The sequence below is a fragment of the Aquimarina discodermiae genome (genome assembly GCF_040786235.1).
In the GTDB taxonomy this organism is placed as follows: Bacteria; Bacteroidota; Bacteroidia; order Flavobacteriales; family Flavobacteriaceae; genus Aquimarina.
Map to the genome: position 1 here is coordinate 145,147 of NZ_JBFMKP010000007.1, position 19,710 is coordinate 164,856.

The window sequence follows — 19,710 nt, forward strand, 5'->3', positions numbered from 1 at the left end:
TGCTAATAAATCACTCGCCGAAGGCGTATCACTTGGCTATTTCTTGAAGCCGATTTTATTTTTTGGTTTGCTTTCTTCTTTGATGAACTTTTTTAAATAATCAAACATAGTTAGGATTTGTTGATCCTGAGTGGCAATCCGATCTTCTATCTCGTTCAACTTTAATAATACATCTTTGTCTAAAGACAGTAACTTTCTAATTTTAACAAAAGTATCTATAATGACGATGTTTATTTTTTCTGCCTGTGTACTTCTAAGTATGCTCGATAGCATTAAGATCCCGTGTTCTGTAAAAGCATATGGAGGATATTTAGAGTGTTGCCCCCTCTTTAAGGTCACAAAATGTGACCTTAAAGATTTGTATTCTTCGCTAGTTAATTTAAACATATATCTTTCAGGAAAACGATTGATATTTCGTTTAACTTGTTGGTTTAAAACTTTAGTTTCTACCCCATAAAGTTCGGCTAAATCAGAAGATAGCATTACTTTCTCTCCTCGTATTTCATATATTTTATTGGCAATAACTTCTTCGGGGATGATATTTTCCTGACTCATTTTTTATTTTTTGAAGGTGTAAAAATACATTTTAATTTCTAACATTGTGACCTTAAAGATTTATTATATAAAACTTGATATCACAACTTGTGACTTCAAGATTTGACTTTACTGTAACGGATGGAACTTTTCTATTTGCAGGGTTAAATCTTGCATATCCATTCCTTTATAGCGTTCTACCGCATTAATAGCTTTGTAACCACTTAAATATTGTGCTTTTCTGAGTCCGTATTGTCCTATCCATATTCCTATTCTAGATTGTTTAAGCTGTGATAATCGTAGGATATTGATCTGTGGATTCTGGTCTTTAATGGTTTTAATCAAGATTTTTAACTGGTCGTTTAATCGATGTTCTTTATCACAGTTAGGACTAAACAACTTCGTACTTTCTTTGGGATTTCCTGTTTGTAAAGAATGATTGATTGCTCTATGCTTGGTAATGTATTTATGCAAAGGAATGATCTGATGCGCTTGTAAATTTACGATTCTACTATTCTTTCTTCTACTCCCTGCAGCTATATAGATCGTACCTTTTTCTAAGTTGATATCCTTTAATTCTAGTCGATAGAGTTCTGGTTTATCGATAGCTTGGTGAATCATTAAACTTAATAGTAATCTATTGGTATAGCGGAAGTAGCCCTTTTCTAAAGGTTCTTGGTAGTTAGTGTAAATAGCACTTAGTTCCTCTTCTGTAAGCAATAAGGGTTGTTCTACTTGTACACCTCGTTGACGTACGTTTAAAGCAATATTGGGCAGTTTTAGGTAGTTGTAGTAATACTCTAAGGTTCTAAGGGTGTTATTGATACTGTTTTTTGATTTCCCTTGCTCTTGTAACGCCCCTATATATTCCAGTAATTTATGATAGGTAAAGGTTTTATAGGTTAAACTATTGTTTGTTAACCAACGATCAAAAAGCCTAATACGCATTAAAAAATCCTTGATCGTTTTATCGGTATAGCCTTTTTTGATAAGTTGCTTTCTAAAGTTTTCCATCTTCATTTAAAATAAAAAGTTCGTGGTTCATTCTTACATAGACTTCGGTAGCCTCTAAGCTACGATGTCCTAAAAATTGACTGATAGCCTCCAGTTCCATACCTTGCTGTAATAAATGCGTAGCAATGCTATGACGCAGGCTATGAAGCGTAGCTTTCTTTGGTATAGCGGCTTTTTCTAACAATAGTTTCAAGCGCTTATTTAGATATGCTCCGTTGGTTTTGTCTCCTAAAATTCCTGGTAAGAGATACGGACTATCAGGATTAATGATTTCCCTGGCATATAGTTCATATTCATGTAAGTCTACAGCAAGTCGCTGCGATATAGGAACATATCGACTTTTGTAGTTTTTAGAAGGTTGTACATACACTAATCCTTTGCTATAATCGATGTCTTTTGGTTTTAGGTATATCCCTTCTTTACTACGTAATCCACAGCCATAGTAGATACTGAGTAAAGCTTTATCAAACACCCCTTTTGGAGTATGGTCTGTAACTTCAAAAAGCTGTTGTATTTCTGCAGAGGTAAATATGGTTCGTTCTGTCTGTAAAGCTCTATCGATTATGATTTCACCAATCATGAGTTTTTCGCCTTGTGTTTTTTCTAAATAGGTACTGTATCTTTTAATAGCAGTAATATGAGCTTGGATATAGGTTCTACTGATCTTAGTTTGGTGTAAGTAGGCATTAAAATCTATGATATGCTCTTGGGTTGGAGCTTCTCCTTTTAGATATGTAAAAAAATTGTTCAGTAATTTCGTATAGCTTTCAGTAGTACTTTCTGCATAGCCTAATCTGAGTAACCATAATTTAAAGCTCTTTAATTTATTTTCTATTTCTAGAGGGGTCTTGTGCATTTTGGAGTTTTACTTATCTAGTTGGTTAATATATTGATTAATAGTTATTTTACTCGGTAACTGACCCTGTTACCCACCTATTATCTACCGTTACCCACTATCCAGCTATTTTTAACGTTTGTAATACAGTATCTAAGGCATTGATACTATCTTTTAGGTGGTTATAGTCGTCCGTATCTATGATTTCGTATTCATAGCCTTGCTTTCTAGGATGTCCTCCGATAACCCGTACTAAATGATATTTACTAAGATTGGCTAGGTAATATTTTACATTGTTGGGACTCATTCTAAAGGATTTACGGATTTCGCTACTGTAAAAGGTTTGCTTATTTTGTTGTTGTAAATGTGTCTTGAGACGTTCTAAAAAATCTCGACAGCCTTTGGTCAGTTCATCACTCTTTGCTAACAATACATCTTTAAGTAAACTATTAGCAGCTGCAATATCTTCTAAAGTAGTTTCTATAAAGTCCGAGCCGGACTGGCTATCTTTTTTCCGTTCTCTCTGGTATTGGTTATAGAAGGTTACGGTTTCTATAAAAGATAGGTAATGTGTATTGGTTCTAAGCGGTTTAAAAACGGTTTCGGGGATATTGAGTTTGGTAGCATAGGGATTACGAACTTTGACTTTTTCTAGCATAGATTGTACATCCTTTAAAAATTCTACTGTATTCTTTTCTTCGGTATGATTTATTTCGCCTGCGGAGGCTCTCCGCTGGTAGGTCATAATCGCCTTTTTATGTTCCTTGCTGTTGTCCAAGTAAATCAGTAAACTACGATTGGCATTGTCCTCGTATATCTTTTCTTTGGTAGTTGTTCCTGCTAAGGTTATTGGCCCTTCTACTTTGAGGGTAATGGTTTTTAGATTGCCTTTAGCGTCTTTGATTGGGATGGTTTTACTGATACTTTTTTTACTCATTAATTCTCGGATAGCATACAGTATTTTATCATCTTGTGCGCCGTCTAAGTCTTCAATGAGGACTAATTTGTTCTTTAATTCGGTTCTATCAAAATAGTACAGGGCATTCTCGGATAAGGCTGTGATTTCTAGTTTATGCTCCTCAGGGATTAATTGACTGATCTTTTCTTGTAGATACGTCTTTCCTGTGCCACTAGCACCTAAACTAATGATATGCAAGGGCTGTTCTCGTAATCTTGAGGTAAACACTAAATACATTAACAAGCGGTTATTTTCTTCTCCGATTACGCCACTTTTACCAATCAGATCGTTAGTTCTTTGTAATAGATTTTGAGACTTTAAAAAGTTGATGGCTTTCTCTTTTCTAATGGCGCTTAGCGTCCTTGTACTCACTACTTCTGGGGCATTGACTTGCATATGATGTAAGCGGTACTTTTCTAGTTCATTGATAAGTGTGTATAAAGTATGCTGTACTTCTCGTGTGCCTAATTCCAATCGTTCGGCTACTTTTCTAATGAACTTTTCTAATTGTTCATCGTTATATAAGTCTAGATTACTTTGTCGTATGTGATAGAGTGGATTTTGTTTATCGGTTCTTTCTATGCGTAGGGTTACTTTGAGCTTATCTGCTACTAGTAGATTGATACCGCCCAGTACGGTAATTTTTAGAACTCCATTTACTAGAGTTAGGTAATCGGGATTAGTAACGTCTAGTTTTAGAGTATTCACTTTTTGTGTGTCGATACTATCGACTAAAAAAATGACTTCTCTATTTTCGATTAGGTGGTTTAGGATTTCAGGTTCGTGACTGATAGTTAAGCTGTTTACATCTTCATCATCGGGAGTGTCTACCTTACTGATTGTTACTTTGGGTACTATTTCGTGTAATTGTTTGGCATATTTATCTGTTGCATTGCGACCAGCTGTATCACCATCTAGGAAAAATATTAATTCCTTCAATGAAGGTAATTGGCTCAGCGCCTCGCTGTGCTCACTAGTAAGTCCGTTTACTCCATATAAAGCTAGTACTTCATAATCGGTGTATTTGAGTAACGTAGTGGCATCAATCACAGATTCAGTTAAAATAAGGGTTTTAGTAGCTGTAGTAGGATATTGTGGATATAAACCTTGTCGGTTTTCTAAATAGTAGTGTCCTTTGGTTAGGCTTCTGCCATAGAGACTTACAATATTATTTTCTGCATCTTTTAAGGGAAAAACAATGCAATTGTTCATCCCTTTGATTTCTGCAGTAGTCCCTTTTGGCTTATAGCCGATTTCTAGTTTAGTATCGTAGATATTTCGTTCTTGTAAGTATGCTATAGCTCTTTTACTACGGTGTAGGGATTGTTGTAATTTTTTAAAAGCCTTCCCGTAAACTTTGGCAGTTTTGGGTTGGGAAGGCTTTACGGGGGCAACCGTATGTCCAATTACGTCTATCAACCCCTTGGCTTTTATAATGGCTTTATGCTTGGTAATCTTCTCATGATCTTCTATAAATTGGATCACATCTCCAGTAGCACCACACCCAAAACAATGATAGGTATTCGTTTCGGGATATATTTTTAAACTGGGTGTTTTATCATCATGGAACGGACACAAGCATTGCTTGTTTTTACCTATCTTGATATTGTAGTGTTCTAAAACTGCTACTATTGATAACTGCTGCTTAATCTCTGTTATCTCCATCTGCAATCGGTTCTATGATTAGTAGCTGCTCTCTAGTTGTTATTCGTACGGTTTTACCAATATCAAAACCTAATTGCTTAAACCAATTTCCTGATAATCTCAATTCGGGAACAGCTTTATAATTTGGAGAGCGATGTTTACCGCTAATGCGTAAGTGACGATTTGTTTTTTTGGACATACTTAAAATTATTTTAAAAAAAGTTTTCTGTGTAACATCTGCAACAAATGTAGGACTTGTTTCTTAAATATCAAAATGACATTTTCTTTTTTTGTTGATTTAAACTCACTATTTTTGTTTAAATCAGCATTTAATATTGTGTTTTAGATGAATTTATTAAACATTGGAGATCGGATAACAACCCTTAGGAAGCAAAAAGGATGGTCTCAATCAGACCTAGCAAAGGAGATTGAAGCTTCTAGAGATATGATTGGTAAATATGAGCGTAATGATAACTTACCTTCTGTAGAGGTAGCTTTTAAGCTAGCGGATATTTTCGAAGTATCTGTTGACTATCTTTTGGGTAAAGGGCAACATGCTTCCTATGATAAAGACACCATTAGAAGATTAGAGGATATTGAGAACTTGGATACTGATACCAAACAAACTCTGTTTACTATTATCGATACTTTTTTGAGAGATTCTAAAGCTAGAAAAGCATACACCTGAACTATGGATTATAATTCATTTAAATCAAGAGTTGGACAGCTAATTGAAGAAAGAAAAAGCTTTCATCCAAATGATGACCTTAGAACTTATAAATATTGGGAAGAGATTTCGGATTTTATGGCTGCTGATGAAATTAGTACAATTAAATTTTTAGAAGAGTGTGATAAAGAAACTGCAAGTTGGATGAGTGAAGTATTTGAAGATCTTTCAGAAAGATTAAAATCTAATAAATTTATAGATTGCCTCGAACGCCTTGCAAAAAGATTTCCAGATCAAAATCTAGAGTCATTTATCCAAGACGCTCGAAGCTTCTTATGATTTTTTATTGAACTGAATCAGGAAAAATAGTCCCTACTTTTCCATCTGTCTTAATAATCCCTACTCTTACACCTCTATAATTTCCAAAAGCTGCTACTCCATCAGCTAAATTTGCATTTTCTGATAAAGAACCTACATACTTTCCTGCATCCGATATATCACTTGAAGACCATGAGTCAGGAAACCAAGATTGTCCTGTACCAGTTCTTTTAAATTTAGATTTATGCCCTGGTACATTACCTACTCGAACTCCATTGTCAAATTCATTTACAATATTATATTCAACATTATTTGCTTCTAAAAAGTCTAAATTTCTTTGACCATGACCACCACCTTTCATTTTAGACACAGTATTAGTTCCTGGCACATAAGTAAAATCCCCAGCATCTGCGTGATGCAAAGAATTACTTGGAATATCAAAATCATTAAATCTTTTTAGAAAATCTGGATTTCCTCTAAACGCATCATCTACATTCGCTTTTTTAAGAGTTTCCCATGCTTTCAATAATTCAGGATTTTTACCAATAGCTTCTGCTAATTCAGTAGAAGCTTCTAAATCTACTCGAAGTGCTGCTTTATAGGCATCATCTACAGAATCTACCAGATCATCGATTAGTTTACCCCCCGCGTTATTGATTTTCTTAGTAAACCTAAATATAACATTTTTATATTTACCTCCACTTACTACTGGTTCTCCAATAATTTCGACTTTATCAAAGCCTAATTCTTTATTCCATTCTCCTGCTTTGGTTGCAAAAGCTGCTTCATCTACGCTTTTACCAGCAGCAATTGCGTCATTAAATGTATTAAGATTGGTATCTAAATCTGGTCCTTCTATCCAATGGGATCGAATAGCATCAATTTTTGAAGTTTTGGCCATTTCATCATACACCTGTTTTCTCACCGCTTTACCATAACCATACCGAATACCATTTTGCACTACCTCGACGGTAAACTCTACTTCATTAGCAACTCCGTTTACAAACCAACCTCTAGATAACTCTGCCCCTGTACTATGTTTTATAACAAAATCATCACCTTCTTTTATTACCTTAAAAACTGTTTCAATAAGCTCCTCTGTACCCGAAACACTCTCTTTCCAAATGTTAAAATCATTTTTATTTTTTATATCCGCAATAACTTCATCAACATTTTTACTTGATGATTTAAGGTAATGATTTACAAATTCGAGATTATTTGCATTTTGTCTTATTGTGCTTTCTGAACCAGATTTAAAAAGTATGAACCATGCATCCACCCCGTTGTTATCAATAAAATCTTCTATCTTATTAATATCATCTGCAAAACTTTTAATAGGACATTGAGCAAAATTTTTAAAAGAGAAAAATACCAAAAAAATAAAACATATTTTAAATAATGTAATTTTCATAATATCTCTTTTTTAAATGGGTCATTATCACCTTTTTTTACTTGTTCATATGCTTCTTGCCAATAATCATAAAATACAGGGTCAGCTGGCATTTTATCATGAAGATATTCTGCACCACTCAAAACATCAGTCAAATCCGTATTTTTAGTTAGTGCATACCAGTTCTTTAAAAACTGTAACATAACTTCATAACTCTCTGTAATAGTCAATTCTTTTTTATCATTAACAGCCATTTCCAAATCTAGGGTTTTTATTAATACCGGCGCCTTTTATATAACCATCCTTAACATATATATATATCTCAGATCCATCTTCTTGTATTTTAGTATACCATTTCTTACCATAATCATCCACAAATTTTAGGTTTTTTTCATCTGACGCTATTTCTTTTATTAAGCGAATACTTTCATCTGATTTCACTAGTTTATTAGGTTTGCTTGAAAAAATATGATTCATATCGTCAGGCTTAACCTGGATCTTATTCAATAGGTTATCCCCAATTTTAATCCCAATTTCACCCCCATTATCAACTATAGAAATTGTGCCTGTATGTTCCCCTAGCTCATCAATATACTGAACATTATCAAATTGTGCATTTTTACCATCGGTTAACCTTACAATAGCTCCATCATCCAATAGTTTCATTTCAGAAAAAACGGCATCATCAGAAATTTTAGCAATCTTGGTTGTATTCAACTTTAGAATCAAATAGTTCTTAGCACCAACCTTTTGAATCTCTTTTATAATATTATCAGGAAGTTTCTTTAGTAGCTCTGCGATGTTTCCTGGCATTTTCTTTAGCACCTTGATAGCACCATTGCCTATAACTGTAGAAAGTTTAGACAAACTAGCAATTTTCACCAATTTACCAGTTTTAGCCACAGCGGCAATTTCTCCCACACCAATAAAGAATGAAGCTACAATAACAATATCCTTACCTATTTGATGGGATAACTTAAATTCATTGGTTTCTTGTCCTTCTACATACCCATGAGCACTCTTAAAACTGTTCCATACAGTGGCAAAAGTAAGTTGGCTTAACCCATTATCTAATTCTCTAGCCTTGTCGGGGTTTAAAAAATATTCTGTAGCCATTTTTCCAACATCGGCCAGTCCCTTAACTTCATCAACTATCCCATTCCACACTCCAGTTTTAAAGGCGAATTGCATTTGCGCTTTATTTTTATCTAGCACAGAGCCAAAATCTCCCATAGTAGCATTAAAAGCAGCTACTATATAAGGCATATATTTTGGGTAATCTGCATGTTTGGGGTTCCAATATTTTTCTGGGACTAATGTATGTTTCAAAATTTCAGAAGCATAGGTTAGCAATTGATTGCTAATCATCATATTAATTTTGAGTTGCTCTACTGTTCCTTCACCCAAATTTAATTCTGCATTTGCCCACATTACCTCAGTCCAATGCGCAGTTGCCCAAGCTATTTTTTTATCAAAACCGTTAGGAACAATATTATTAAGTGATAACGTACCATCCTCTTCTAAATGCACCCATATATAATATTGATGACTTTTTGGAACCAATTTATTTACATTTTCTAATATATTTGATGATGTATTAGCATCTGTAAGAACTACATACATTTTCATTCCATCAAAAAGCGTTCTAGAAAAATCAACTGCATCAAAAATCTGATCTTTATCTGATTGAGTTAACATTCCAGAGAAATCCAGAAGTTGAGCTGTATCACTCCATTCTTTATCAATTCCCTCTCCATTTTCACCATAGGCTCTTGTATATAGCTCACTATCTTGCTGTATCGTTGTTTTTATCCCACTTGCGGTAATATTTACTCCAGTATTTCCAGAATAATAATCAAGATAGGCTCTAACATAGCTTTCTAGTTTCTTCTCTGACCCAGCTTTCCCCTTTAAACCCAAAATCATTGGTCTCATCTCCTTGACAGCTTTATCGGCTTCTTCATCTTTACTTGATGATCTTATAGTAAGGGTATAGTATTTTCTTTTTTGGCTATCAACCGTAACATAATGGTATACAGAAAAAGGCATTAAAATCCTTTTATCTGAATTCGAACCTACCTTTGATAGTACCGAATTATCATATACCTCTTTTGATTTTTCATAAAAGAAAGCTTTAAAATTCTCATAATCTTTTAAACCCTTTTTTAAATCAACTCTATTATAATCTTTGGTTACTGTCACATACCCTTCTGAGTCACCACTTATCATTTCTTTAAGTGAATTAACTTTATCTTCTAAAGAATTACCTTTTGGTAACAAAGGAACCGTAATTGGGTTATCATAGTCTGATACAGCTACATACATTATGACTTTTTCAGACTTATTAATTTCTATAAGTAGATTATTTAAATTTTCAAGATACTCTGATGAAAAGGTTTTGTTTTTAGTTTCTTCAAAACCTACGAGGTATTCTTCTAAAGTAGGTTGATCACTATTTAAAAAATAGATAAACCATTTCTTTTCTGAAATATCACCTGTATCAATTTTTTGATTCCGTGCATATAGGTAATTAACTTGTTCTACAGAGTTTTTCACAAAATGAGTAGCTTCAAAAGCATATGTTTGAAGGCCTACAATTAACAACAATATGTAAAGTATAATCTTTTTCATTCAGCAAAATTTGATTGTAATAATATTTCCAAAAATGATTGTTTTAAAGCTTCTATTAATTCATCTACAATTGCATTTTCTTCCTTATTTTCTTCTCTTCCTTTTTTCACGATATCTATATAAACAAAACCTATTTTTTTAGAAATATCTATAAAATTATTTAGCAGAGTTTCATCTCCACCATTAAGCATTCTTGAAAATAAATAACTCGAAAAATCTCTTTCTAAAGTCACAAATGCAGAATCTAATTCGGTATATTCAGTATCAACAAACCCTCCTTCAAAAGCAACAACACTATCTTGATCGGCAGGTTCTTCTCCGTAATTAAATTTACTCAGTTCCTTTTGATAATCATTTTGATAAGTACTTTCGCGATCCTTCCCTTCCCTATAAATCTCATAAATGGCTTTCTTTAACAAATCTGCAACATCCTTTTTAAACTTCTCTGCCTCCCTATTTGCATCATCCAATTTATCTTGTGCTTCTTTAAAATCTGATTCTGCGGCCTCCATTTCTTGCTTTGCATCCTCCTTCTCTTCATCTGTAGAATTCTCATTCTCATACACCTCTTGGGCTTGACTATAAGAATCACTAGCTTCTTGCATATCTGTAGCAGCATTTTTAATATCTTCCTTAATTTCATTTGGAAGACTTTCTTCATCTATTTGATCTACAATTGAGTTAATAATTTGATCTATCTGATCTTTGGTATCAGAACTAATATCCAAATTTAAAGCCTGTAAAATAGCATCTGCCAAACTTAAGAGCGCATCAATCGTATTTCCTATATCAACAACCCCTCCCCAGTTCTCATCATAATCGGTAACAACAATACCCGAAATTAATTGATAATCGGTATTAATACCTATTCCGTTAAAACTAACTTTTAATTTGGTATCTTCTAGGTAAGGAACAACAATATACCCCCATCCAGAATACAAACCGGTTCCCTGTTGCACATCATCCAAAGGGTTATTAGATACAGTAGTATTCCCCGATATTACTTCTTTTACGGTAACCGGAAAATCTCCTGCAGTAAACACATCATTAACAACCATAGTTTCTATAGGCTCTTGATTCGTAATTACGATCTCTGGGGTAATCCCGCAATTATAGGTAGCGGTTTCTCTTGTGCTAAGTATGGTAGTAAACTCATAGATCTGTGAGTAGGTATACCCGCCATTAGCAATACACTCTCCTCCTACACGAAATTGATAAGTAGTGCCCGGCTCTAGATTATAAATATGGGTATATTGGTTTACGGTCTGCACATCAAACCATATAATACTTTCTGCATCCTTCTTTCTATACTGTACCTTAAAATTATCATGATCTACTCCTTGCCACAGGATTTTTTCGCTTGTCGGATTTCTGGCCTCTGCCAAAACAAATTCTGGTTCTTTACAAACATCAGAATAGATAAAGTGATAAATCTCACTATATCCATTGTTTTTAAAAACAGAGGTTTCATTAATGCCATCTGTGGCAATAGCTTTTACTCGCCAACCATACATTTTATTAGGTAGCAGTTGGGTTTCTCCCGGGCCATATAATAATGAATTATTACTCGTCGTGGTCTGAAATAATGGAGGACTTGATAAAAATGCTGCCTGAGGATCTATTTGTGTATCCCATAATTCTTTTAAGGTAAACTCATACTCTACCCTTGTTCCTGCGGGAGTACCTGGTGACCAATTAAAAAATATATTTTGTGGATTTTTCATAACCACCATCTCATTACGTTCTGGCGTAATGAGTATAGGCGGGTTTGCCAATGCCAGGTATACTCTAGCGCAACTTTTACGAGATATTTGTCTTCCGGATAGGGCATCATAGACCTCAAAACAAAACCCATATAGCCCTTCTTGAAGTGGTCTGCTATATTGCTGTGGTGTAATCCCAACCAAATTTTGTAACGCAAAGTAAGGTTGTAAATCAATAGTACCGATACGTAACGGTACTCCCCCATCCAAAAATATTGGGGTAGCCCCAATCACCACATCATTACTTTGTATAGATAAGCCCGCATTGTTCTCTATATATAGTTTTAGCCGTACTTGTCTATTAGCCTCTGTGATATCGGTAAGTAAAAGATTGAGTATTAATTTATCTGAAACCGACGTACTGTATTCTGATAACTTTAAACTATAGGGCGGAATTACCTGTGGAGTAACATTTACCGGAAACACCTGGGCTTTTAAAACACCCGAAACCAGAAATGTTAGTAATACAATGTAATATGTGATCTTTTTAATCATTGATTATGTGTTTTAAAGAAGTGTAAAAAAGCTGTTCTATATTTCTTCATTACTATCTACTCTTTTTGTACTTTGATATCTACTAAAATATACGATTCTTGCCCTTTTTGAACATATTCTTTTATTTTTATCGCTCCTTTTTTACCTTCTTCTGTTTGAAACAAAACAATTCTAGGCACTATCGTATTATCAAAGGCCTGACTACCAGGAGCCGTTGTTTCGATGACTTTACTTTCTAACAATACATCATTTTGCATCGCATCAAATTGAGCTACTGTAATCGGAGAAAAACCTGGTCTGTTATCTAATTCTTGTGAATTAATAAATATCGTATTTTTAGGAGTATCAAAGGCCCGAAATGTCGTTTCTGACAAGTCATTAGGGCTGGTAAAAAAGTTTTCTCCAAAATTTTGATTTAATCCGAAGAATACAATATCTATAAAAGGTTCATTTTGACTAGTAATTTCCTGATGGGTATATACTAATCGATCTTTTATAGAATAAAAACTTCCAATTCCAGCAGTATTTGCGGTATTAATACCTAACTTAATATCGTTGAGTTCTCGAAGATTGGTATTGGCAAAAAAGGTAATTTGTTTACTTACAGTTTTTGTCTCTTTACCATTAGATACGATTAAGCTAATGGTCTTGGTACCAGTTTGCGTAAAAGTTACTTCGGGATGCTCTTCTGTAGACACCAATGTTGAAGCTCCTTGAAAACTCCATTGATATGAGGTACCACTTATTGATGTATTAGTAAACTGTATTTTGGCAGGGATTTGAAAATCATCATCTTCAAAAGCCACGGTATATTCAAAATCTGCAACAATAAAAGGGGCTACAGTGATTGTTTTCTCCGAATAATAGGTTTCACGGCCATTACTTATTTCTAATCGTATGGTATGTTCTCCCGGTTCTTCGAAACTAACTTCTCCGGGGTTTTCTTGAGTAGAGGTTGCTGGCGCGCCCCCTTCAAATGTCCATTTATAACTATTAGCTCCGCTAGAATTATTGGTGATTTGATACGACGCAGGAGAAAACGTATCTACAAGATTCGTTACTTCAAAATCAATGATCACCGGATCATCTATTTGTATTTCTATTTTTTTATGATCGCTTTCACCATCTTGATTGGTCGAAAAAAGCTCGATAGTATACAGCCCTTTGGTATCAAATTGAACTACTCCCGGATTTCTATTTACAGATCTGGACGGTACGCCACCTTCAAACTTCCATTCATACTCATCACCTCCTGCAGTTCTATTAGAAAATACTATTTGTACCGGTATCGAATAATCCTCATTAAACACCTCATACTCAAAATCAACCACTACAGGTACTGCCTCTTCTTTGGCACAACCTAAAAGCAGTAGAAATGAACTAAGTATGTATATTATTTTTTTCATTCTTTACTATCTTCTTTTCTTGTATTCTATTTTAATTAGAACATCCCTCTAAATCTCCCTTCAAAGGGAGACTTTAATTTCTTACTATATTTATTCCCTTCCTTCGAAGGAAGGGCTGGGGATGGATGTTCTTTCAATACTTAAAAACATCTCCCTAAATCCCTCTTCGAAGAAGGACTTTACTCTCTTTACAAAACTCCCTTCCTTTGAAAAAAGAGCTGGGGATGGATGTTCTTTCAATACTTAAAAACATCTCCCTAAATCCCACTTCTAAAAGGGACTTTACACTCTTTATAAAACTCCCATCCTTCGAAGGAAGGGCTGGGGGTGGATGTTCTTTCAATACTTAAAAACATCTCCCTAAATCCCACTTCTAAAAGGGACTTTACACTCTTTATAAAACTCCCATCCTTCGAAGGAAGGGCTGGGGATGGATGTTCTTTCAATACTTAAAAACATCTCTCTAAATCCCACTTCTAAAAGGGACTTTACTCTCTTTATAAAACTCCCATCCTTCGAAGGAAGGGCTGGGGATGGATGTTACTCAAACACCAACTTACGGGTTTCTGTACCTCTTGGGGTTTCTAGTAACATTAAATATACTCCTGAAGGTATATTTTTACTATACTCCAGGGTAAAGTCTTTATCATTATTCTCAGATCTTTCATCCATAACAGCACCCGATATTAAGTTGATTATTTTAACCGAAATATTCGAATCTTCTGCCAACGATATTTTTGTTTTAAAAGTTCCTGTATTTGGATTTGGAAATATGATAAATTCTTGAATGAAATCAGTTTCAGAAACAGACGTATTTGGTCCTTCTAAAGCAGGTTGCACAACAATAGTCTTATCAAAGTCCATATAACAGTCTCCTTGATACGACCTTAAATTTATATCATAGGGACCTTCTTCTTTAAATCGAAGAATCAATTGTTCATCTGTTTTCGATACTACTTCTACAGTTTCAGGAATAGTCCACGCTATGGTATCACCCAAAGGCTCACTTACATTGACCAAAATCACTTCAGAATTTGTGTATGCCTGTGTGGTCAATAAAAAATCTGCGTCTATAGGAGTATCGAAAACCGATACGGTAATTTCTCCAACACCAATACACCCAAGATTACTTGTAATGGTTGCTGTATAAGTTCCTGCCTTGGTTAATTCTACTACACTTGTTGTAGCAACAAACCCATTATCACTAGTCCATTCGTACGTAGCACCGCTGTCATCTATACCAATATCAATTTGTAAAGACTGGTCATTACAAAGTGCCCTATTTGTCTCCATATCTACAATAATAGGATCGGGATCTTTTAATTCAGCTTCAAAAAAAGCTATACACCCATTTGCATCTGTTACTTTAATAGTATAGGTTCCTTCGGTTAGATTGGTAATCCTATTGGTAGTTTCTCCCGTATCCCATTCTAATTCATAAGGTGTAACTCCACCATCTATACTCACCTCTATAGCACCATCGTTACCCTCGAAACAAGTTGGAGATTTTAGAGTTGTAGTCTCTATTTTAAGACCATTTGGCTGATCAACAATCACACTTCCTTTTACTTCACACCCTTTGGCATCTATAACATGTACTGTATATTTTCCTGCAAAAAGATCAGCTATATAGGGTACGGTTTCTCCTGTACTCCATTCATAAGTAAATGGACCAACGCCCCCAGATACGGTGACAGTGGCGGTACCATTATTACCACTGGTACAAGTAACCTCTGTACTTGTAAAAGAAAGGGTAAGTTGCTCTGGTTGTGGTAAATATTTGGTACTATCTATCGCTTGTGTTAGCCTATACTCTCTAGAACCATCAGCACGAAAATACTCTTCATAAGTTCCTAATGCTACTCCCTCTGCATCCTCTATATTTAAAGCATAATTACCCACACTCTGAAACTCTATAATACTATCATTTATAGCCTCACCATTCTCGTTTTCTACATCTTGCCAAACCCCGTTTACTTCTTTTTTCCAACGGTAACAGTATCTTCTTAAAGCAGAACGACACTCACCGGTATTATCAGCAAATTTATCAAAAGGAACCCCTCCTATTACGGTAGCAATAAGAGCTCCGTCATGAAATTGATCTGGGGTATCATAAGGGAAAACAAAATACTCCCCGTTACTATACTCATTCTCTATGTTACAAGAAATAGGGTTATCTATTTCTAAGGTTACCTGTAAGGGATCTGGATGATCTAGATCAAATGTTACACTAGTAATGGTACAACCTTCTTGGTTCGTTGCTTGATTATAGTTAGCATCTTTAACAGTTATTGTATAACTACCTTTACCAATACTATGCAATACAACTACAAAATCATCTCCACTTACAGCTGTATTTGTCGTTGTAATCACATTATCGTCTTGATCTTTCCATTCAAAATCATAACTTTTATTACCATAAGATGTTCCTCCACTTATTGTTGCTTGAATCCTACCATCTTTAAAACCAAATGCCCTGGGGTCATTCAATTTTATAACATCTACAGTTAATTCTTTTAAGATGGGTTCAATTATAGTTGACCTAATAAGTTCACTTGTTAATTCAATTTCTCCCGTACTTGTATTAAGAACTTGTATTTTGGCTACACAAGCATTAGCATCCCTAACTTTTACCTCGTACTCTTCTGGAGGTAAATTTTTAATTTGATGCGTGGCCATACTTTCAAAAGGTTTCCAATCATCTGGATCGCCAGACCCCTTCACCCTATACGTATACTCATATCCACTACCTGTACCTCCTGATGCTTCTAAATGAATTTCTCCATCAAATCCACCAAAACACCAGATATCTACTGTTTCTGTAATATTAAAAGTAACTGGTGCAGGTCTATTAATCTTAATTCTTCCGGTATGTCCCGAGTCTCCTGTATAATATCCTGTGGTAAATAGCTCTATCTGAGATTGAAACCCATTTTTACTAGGCGGTAAACCGGTTAAAAGGATACTGTTATTTCTATCTAAAGAAATAATCCCATTAAACTGTTTCATAGGTGCATATAAAGGCTGTCCCAATGATGTAGTACCTATTTGATTAGACATATCTGTAATCGAAATATTGATTTTATCTCTATCAGAATCTAATGCCCTACTAAACCTAATACGAATGCTCCCATCTTTTTCATCATAACAACTTACCGCTGCTGGATCTGGAGTCACACTAGTAATTAAGGGTGCCGCTCTAAGATATTCTAAACTTATGGTATTGGATGTTGTTCCTGCATTACACTTAGGGTTTACTCTAATATCAATTTTTTTGCCTAAATATTGTTTGTCCAAAAATTCTTCTCCTTTTATTCTTAGCCTCGCTATGTTATTTGTTACTCTACCATTAACAGAATTGGGAAAAGGCGTGAAATCAACTAAAACTGTAGCATTAACATCATTGTCCAGAATTCTATATTCCCAATTATAATGAGATGTATTTAGGTTATTGGGCAATGTGATAGTAAGAAAGTTTTCATCTGATAAATATGCATTTACAGGGGGTTCATTAATAGTAATCTCTGGAAAAATTTTAAGATCAAAATCAAAATCTTCTGCATGTTGAAAACTAAGTTTACCCGATTGTTGAAAACAATAACTATTTGGTATTGGTATTTTTCTATTATAAAAATCGGTCCCCTGGCACCCAATAGCCGCTTTTTTGGCCGACTCTGCAAATAAATCTACTTCAGAAAAGCTAGTGTTTTTGTTAAAACTTTCTTCTAATTCTAAATCCTCTCCAGGACTGTTAAGTCTGCTATTATATAGCTCGATGTCCGTAGTTCCCCTTAAATACGCTCCGGTAAATGCTCCTCGTCCTTTACAATCAGAAAACCCTCTATTTTGTTTGAGGTAAAGTTGCACTTTATATTCAGCAGTTCCCGAAAGGTTAACTTGCGAAATCATGTTTATTGATGCCATACACATCAACAAAAATAACATCAATTTTAAGCATGAATTCTTTCCCATAATCCAATTAATACGTTACTTCTACTTCTTTTATTTTTGGATATTGCCCCGAACTCAATATCACTTTCATTATATATACATATACAGAACCTGGATGTACAGTAGCATCTACCAATTTGGTAATTGTAGAAGGTATCTGTTTCCACAATACTGGTTTTTCATCTTTTTTAGATTTATACAATACTACTTCTACAACTTCATCAGGCATTTTTCTCCAGGAAACCAAAATATTTTTATTCTCTCTATCTGCAATCGCCGTAAAACCTTTTATCAAATCCTCTTCACCCATATTTTGATTACTAATCGTTAGAGGTGTGGACGGTGCAGATTTCAATCCACTATCATCTTCTGCAAAAATAGCATATCGATATTTTATATTAGATGTTACCTTTTTATCTAAATAATTAATAATTGTATCTGTTTTAAAAATAAGTTGCCACCCTTTCTTTGCTTCTTCAACATTTTGTCTATAAAGTTGATGGGTCTCTACATCATCACTAGAGCTATTTATCCATGCTACAAAAATCCCATCAGGTTTTACTTTATATGATGAAAAAATCGGAGAAGACGGTGGAACCACATCAGGTTTTTTTAGAGCTAACTTCTCTGAGTATTCTGACATATTAAAACGCTGATCAACAGCCACTATTTGATAATAAACTTTACTATTTAATGACTTGATCTGTACCGTATCTACAAAAGTGGTTCTTTCTATAGGTGAAACCGTTAGTTGAGATACCTCTTCATTTTCAAGATTTCCTCTAAACACACGATACCCCAACATATCTCTTTCTGTATTCGCTTCCCATTTTAGATTTACCACCCCCAATGTATCCACAACTCCAACTACTCCAACGGGTGCTGCAGGAGGTATCGAATCAATAGTTTGCACAAATGCAGATAACGAAGTGGTTTTTTGATTGCTTTTTCCTTTTGCACTAATTTTAAAATAATTAGAAGGCTCTACCAGTTTATAATTCGTTTTACGGGTTGATGAAGGAATATTTGATTGTATGGTTTTATAAGGTCCTTTTTCTTGTGGTGCCCAGTTTAACTCAAATTCTGTGATTTCTTTTTCGGCTTCTTTAGGAAATTCCCAAAAGAGATCAACTCCGCCAGATGTATCAAATTTATAGGTTTTAATATGCGGAACGGCAGATAGTTTCTTTATTCCTTGAGCCGAAACAGTTTCAGAAAAAGGACTTACTTCTCCAAATGGAGAAATTCCTTGAACTCTATAGTGATAAGTTGTATTATTTTGGGATAATGTATCTACATAATACATTCGCTTTGCCGGACTACCCGGTTTATCATTCAGGTTAAGTAATGGCGTATCTCCAAGACGTTTAAAATCAGTACCATTCTCAGAACGTTCTATATAATATGAAGTAAACACAGATTTGAACATTTCATACTCCCAAGTTATTAAGATACTTTTATCATCTGGTACCGCAATAAGATCAATAGGTTTAGGCAAAGGTTCCATATCTACAGTATTAGCCACAACAGATCCCATTTTTACTTCTAATAAATCATTTGGAACTAAGCTCTTTATACGATATAAATATTCTTCTCCTGCTACTACAGATGTATCTTCATACCCTAATGCAGCTTTTTTTGCCATTTCAAAATCCATATCGGCAGCAAACAGAGCAAAAGAAAAACGCTGTTCGATTTCTTTAGAAGTATTAATAATTTGAGCTAATGCTCCTTGTTGCATTTCTTCTACCAAAAAACTCTCGCCATACAAGGCTTGAGCAAGTACCGCTGCATAGTCATTTTCATTTACAGCCTTCTCCCATGTTTCAATTGGGTCTGGTTTCAGAATACTTTCTAAGAGTACTTTTTTACTCGGAGGAGAAATTAACTTCCCTTCTTTTTTAATGGTATATCTCTCAATGGTATATCCATAGGTATTATTTTTCATCCAAGCAGATGGACTGGTAGGTGCCCATCGTAAAAGTACTTTCCCCGTTTGAACCCTAGCCAAAACTTTAATTTCTGGAACGTCATTTTGTAGACCCTGCGAAAATGAATTTAAGCAACACCATAAAAAACAAAACACTATAACTCTATTCATTTT

The 19,710-nt window shown here is 34.6% G+C and carries 14 protein-coding genes; 2 read left to right on the forward strand and 12 right to left on the reverse strand.

Translation table 11 applies throughout. The features are described 5' to 3' along the window. Nucleotides 1-36: 36 nt before the first annotated feature. The 5 genes from ABW636_RS06310 to ABW636_RS06330 form a co-directional block, all read right to left on the reverse strand. Entirely contained in the window at nucleotides 37-555 is a 519-nt protein-coding gene (locus tag ABW636_RS06310) for an ORF6N domain-containing protein (RefSeq protein ID WP_367589111.1), read from the reverse strand. 108 nt (nucleotides 556-663) lie between these two features. Next, on the reverse strand, nucleotides 664-1,548 hold the full coding sequence (locus ABW636_RS06315; RefSeq protein WP_367589112.1) for a site-specific integrase: 885 nt from the start codon (nucleotides 1,546-1,548) through the stop codon (nucleotides 664-666). Then, nucleotides 1,535-2,404: a tyrosine-type recombinase/integrase gene (locus ABW636_RS06320; protein ID WP_367589113.1), complete on the reverse strand. Its 870-nt coding sequence runs from the start codon at nucleotides 2,402-2,404 to the stop codon at nucleotides 1,535-1,537. Before ABW636_RS06320 ends, ABW636_RS06315 begins: the two co-directional genes overlap by 14 nt. 97 nt (nucleotides 2,405-2,501) lie before the next feature. Beyond that, complete coding sequence (locus tag ABW636_RS06325) at nucleotides 2,502-5,006, reverse strand: CHC2 zinc finger domain-containing protein (protein WP_367589114.1); 2,505 nt, start codon at nucleotides 5,004-5,006, stop codon at nucleotides 2,502-2,504. Next, complete coding sequence (locus ABW636_RS06330) at nucleotides 4,987-5,184, reverse strand: SymE family type I addiction module toxin (RefSeq protein WP_367589115.1); 198 nt, start codon at nucleotides 5,182-5,184, stop codon at nucleotides 4,987-4,989. Before ABW636_RS06330 ends, ABW636_RS06325 begins: the two co-directional genes overlap by 20 nt. Nucleotides 5,185-5,331: 147 nt before the next feature. Between ABW636_RS06330 and ABW636_RS06335 the strand changes: the two genes are divergently transcribed. Together ABW636_RS06335 and ABW636_RS06340 are read left to right on the forward strand one after the other, a co-directional pair. Continuing rightward, the gene (locus ABW636_RS06335; protein ID WP_367589116.1) at nucleotides 5,332-5,673 is read left to right on the forward strand and encodes a helix-turn-helix domain-containing protein; all 342 of its coding nucleotides are present in this window, start codon (nucleotides 5,332-5,334) and stop codon (nucleotides 5,671-5,673) included. Between the two features lie 3 nt (nucleotides 5,674-5,676). After that, entirely contained in the window at nucleotides 5,677-5,991 is a 315-nt protein-coding gene (locus ABW636_RS06340; protein ID WP_367589117.1) for a hypothetical protein, read from the forward strand. Nucleotides 5,992-5,995: 4 nt separating this feature from the next. Here the strand turns inward: ABW636_RS06340 and ABW636_RS06345 are convergent, their stop codons facing one another. From ABW636_RS06345 to ABW636_RS06375, 7 genes are all read right to left on the reverse strand, one after another. Continuing rightward, complete coding sequence (locus tag ABW636_RS06345) at nucleotides 5,996-7,381, reverse strand: EndoU domain-containing protein (protein ID WP_367589118.1); 1,386 nt, start codon at nucleotides 7,379-7,381, stop codon at nucleotides 5,996-5,998. After that, nucleotides 7,378-7,614 carry a hypothetical protein gene (locus ABW636_RS06350; RefSeq protein WP_367589119.1) on the reverse strand — a complete coding sequence of 79 codons (237 nt, stop codon included), beginning with the start codon at nucleotides 7,612-7,614 and terminating at the stop codon, nucleotides 7,378-7,380. The genes ABW636_RS06345 and ABW636_RS06350 overlap by 4 nt, the downstream gene beginning before the upstream one ends. Next, nucleotides 7,604-9,991 carry a hypothetical protein gene (locus ABW636_RS06355; RefSeq protein ID WP_367589120.1) on the reverse strand — a complete coding sequence of 796 codons (2,388 nt, stop codon included), beginning with the start codon at nucleotides 9,989-9,991 and terminating at the stop codon, nucleotides 7,604-7,606. The genes ABW636_RS06350 and ABW636_RS06355 overlap by 11 nt, the downstream gene beginning before the upstream one ends. Further along, on the reverse strand, nucleotides 9,988-12,249 hold the full coding sequence (locus ABW636_RS06360; protein ID WP_367589121.1) for a fibronectin type III domain-containing protein: 2,262 nt from the start codon (nucleotides 12,247-12,249) through the stop codon (nucleotides 9,988-9,990). Before ABW636_RS06360 ends, ABW636_RS06355 begins: the two co-directional genes overlap by 4 nt. Before the next feature lie 56 nt (nucleotides 12,250-12,305). Next, on the reverse strand, nucleotides 12,306-13,655 hold the full coding sequence (locus ABW636_RS06365) for a PKD domain-containing protein (protein ID WP_367589122.1): 1,350 nt from the start codon (nucleotides 13,653-13,655) through the stop codon (nucleotides 12,306-12,308). A gap of 540 nt (nucleotides 13,656-14,195) precedes the next feature. After that, nucleotides 14,196-17,579 carry a T9SS type A sorting domain-containing protein gene (locus ABW636_RS06370; RefSeq protein WP_367589123.1) on the reverse strand — a complete coding sequence of 1,128 codons (3,384 nt, stop codon included), beginning with the start codon at nucleotides 17,577-17,579 and terminating at the stop codon, nucleotides 14,196-14,198. Nucleotides 17,580-17,634: 55 nt separating this feature from the next. After that, entirely contained in the window at nucleotides 17,635-19,707 is a 2,073-nt protein-coding gene (locus ABW636_RS06375) for a fibronectin type III domain-containing protein (protein WP_367589124.1), read from the reverse strand. Between the last annotated feature and the right edge of the window lie 3 nt (nucleotides 19,708-19,710).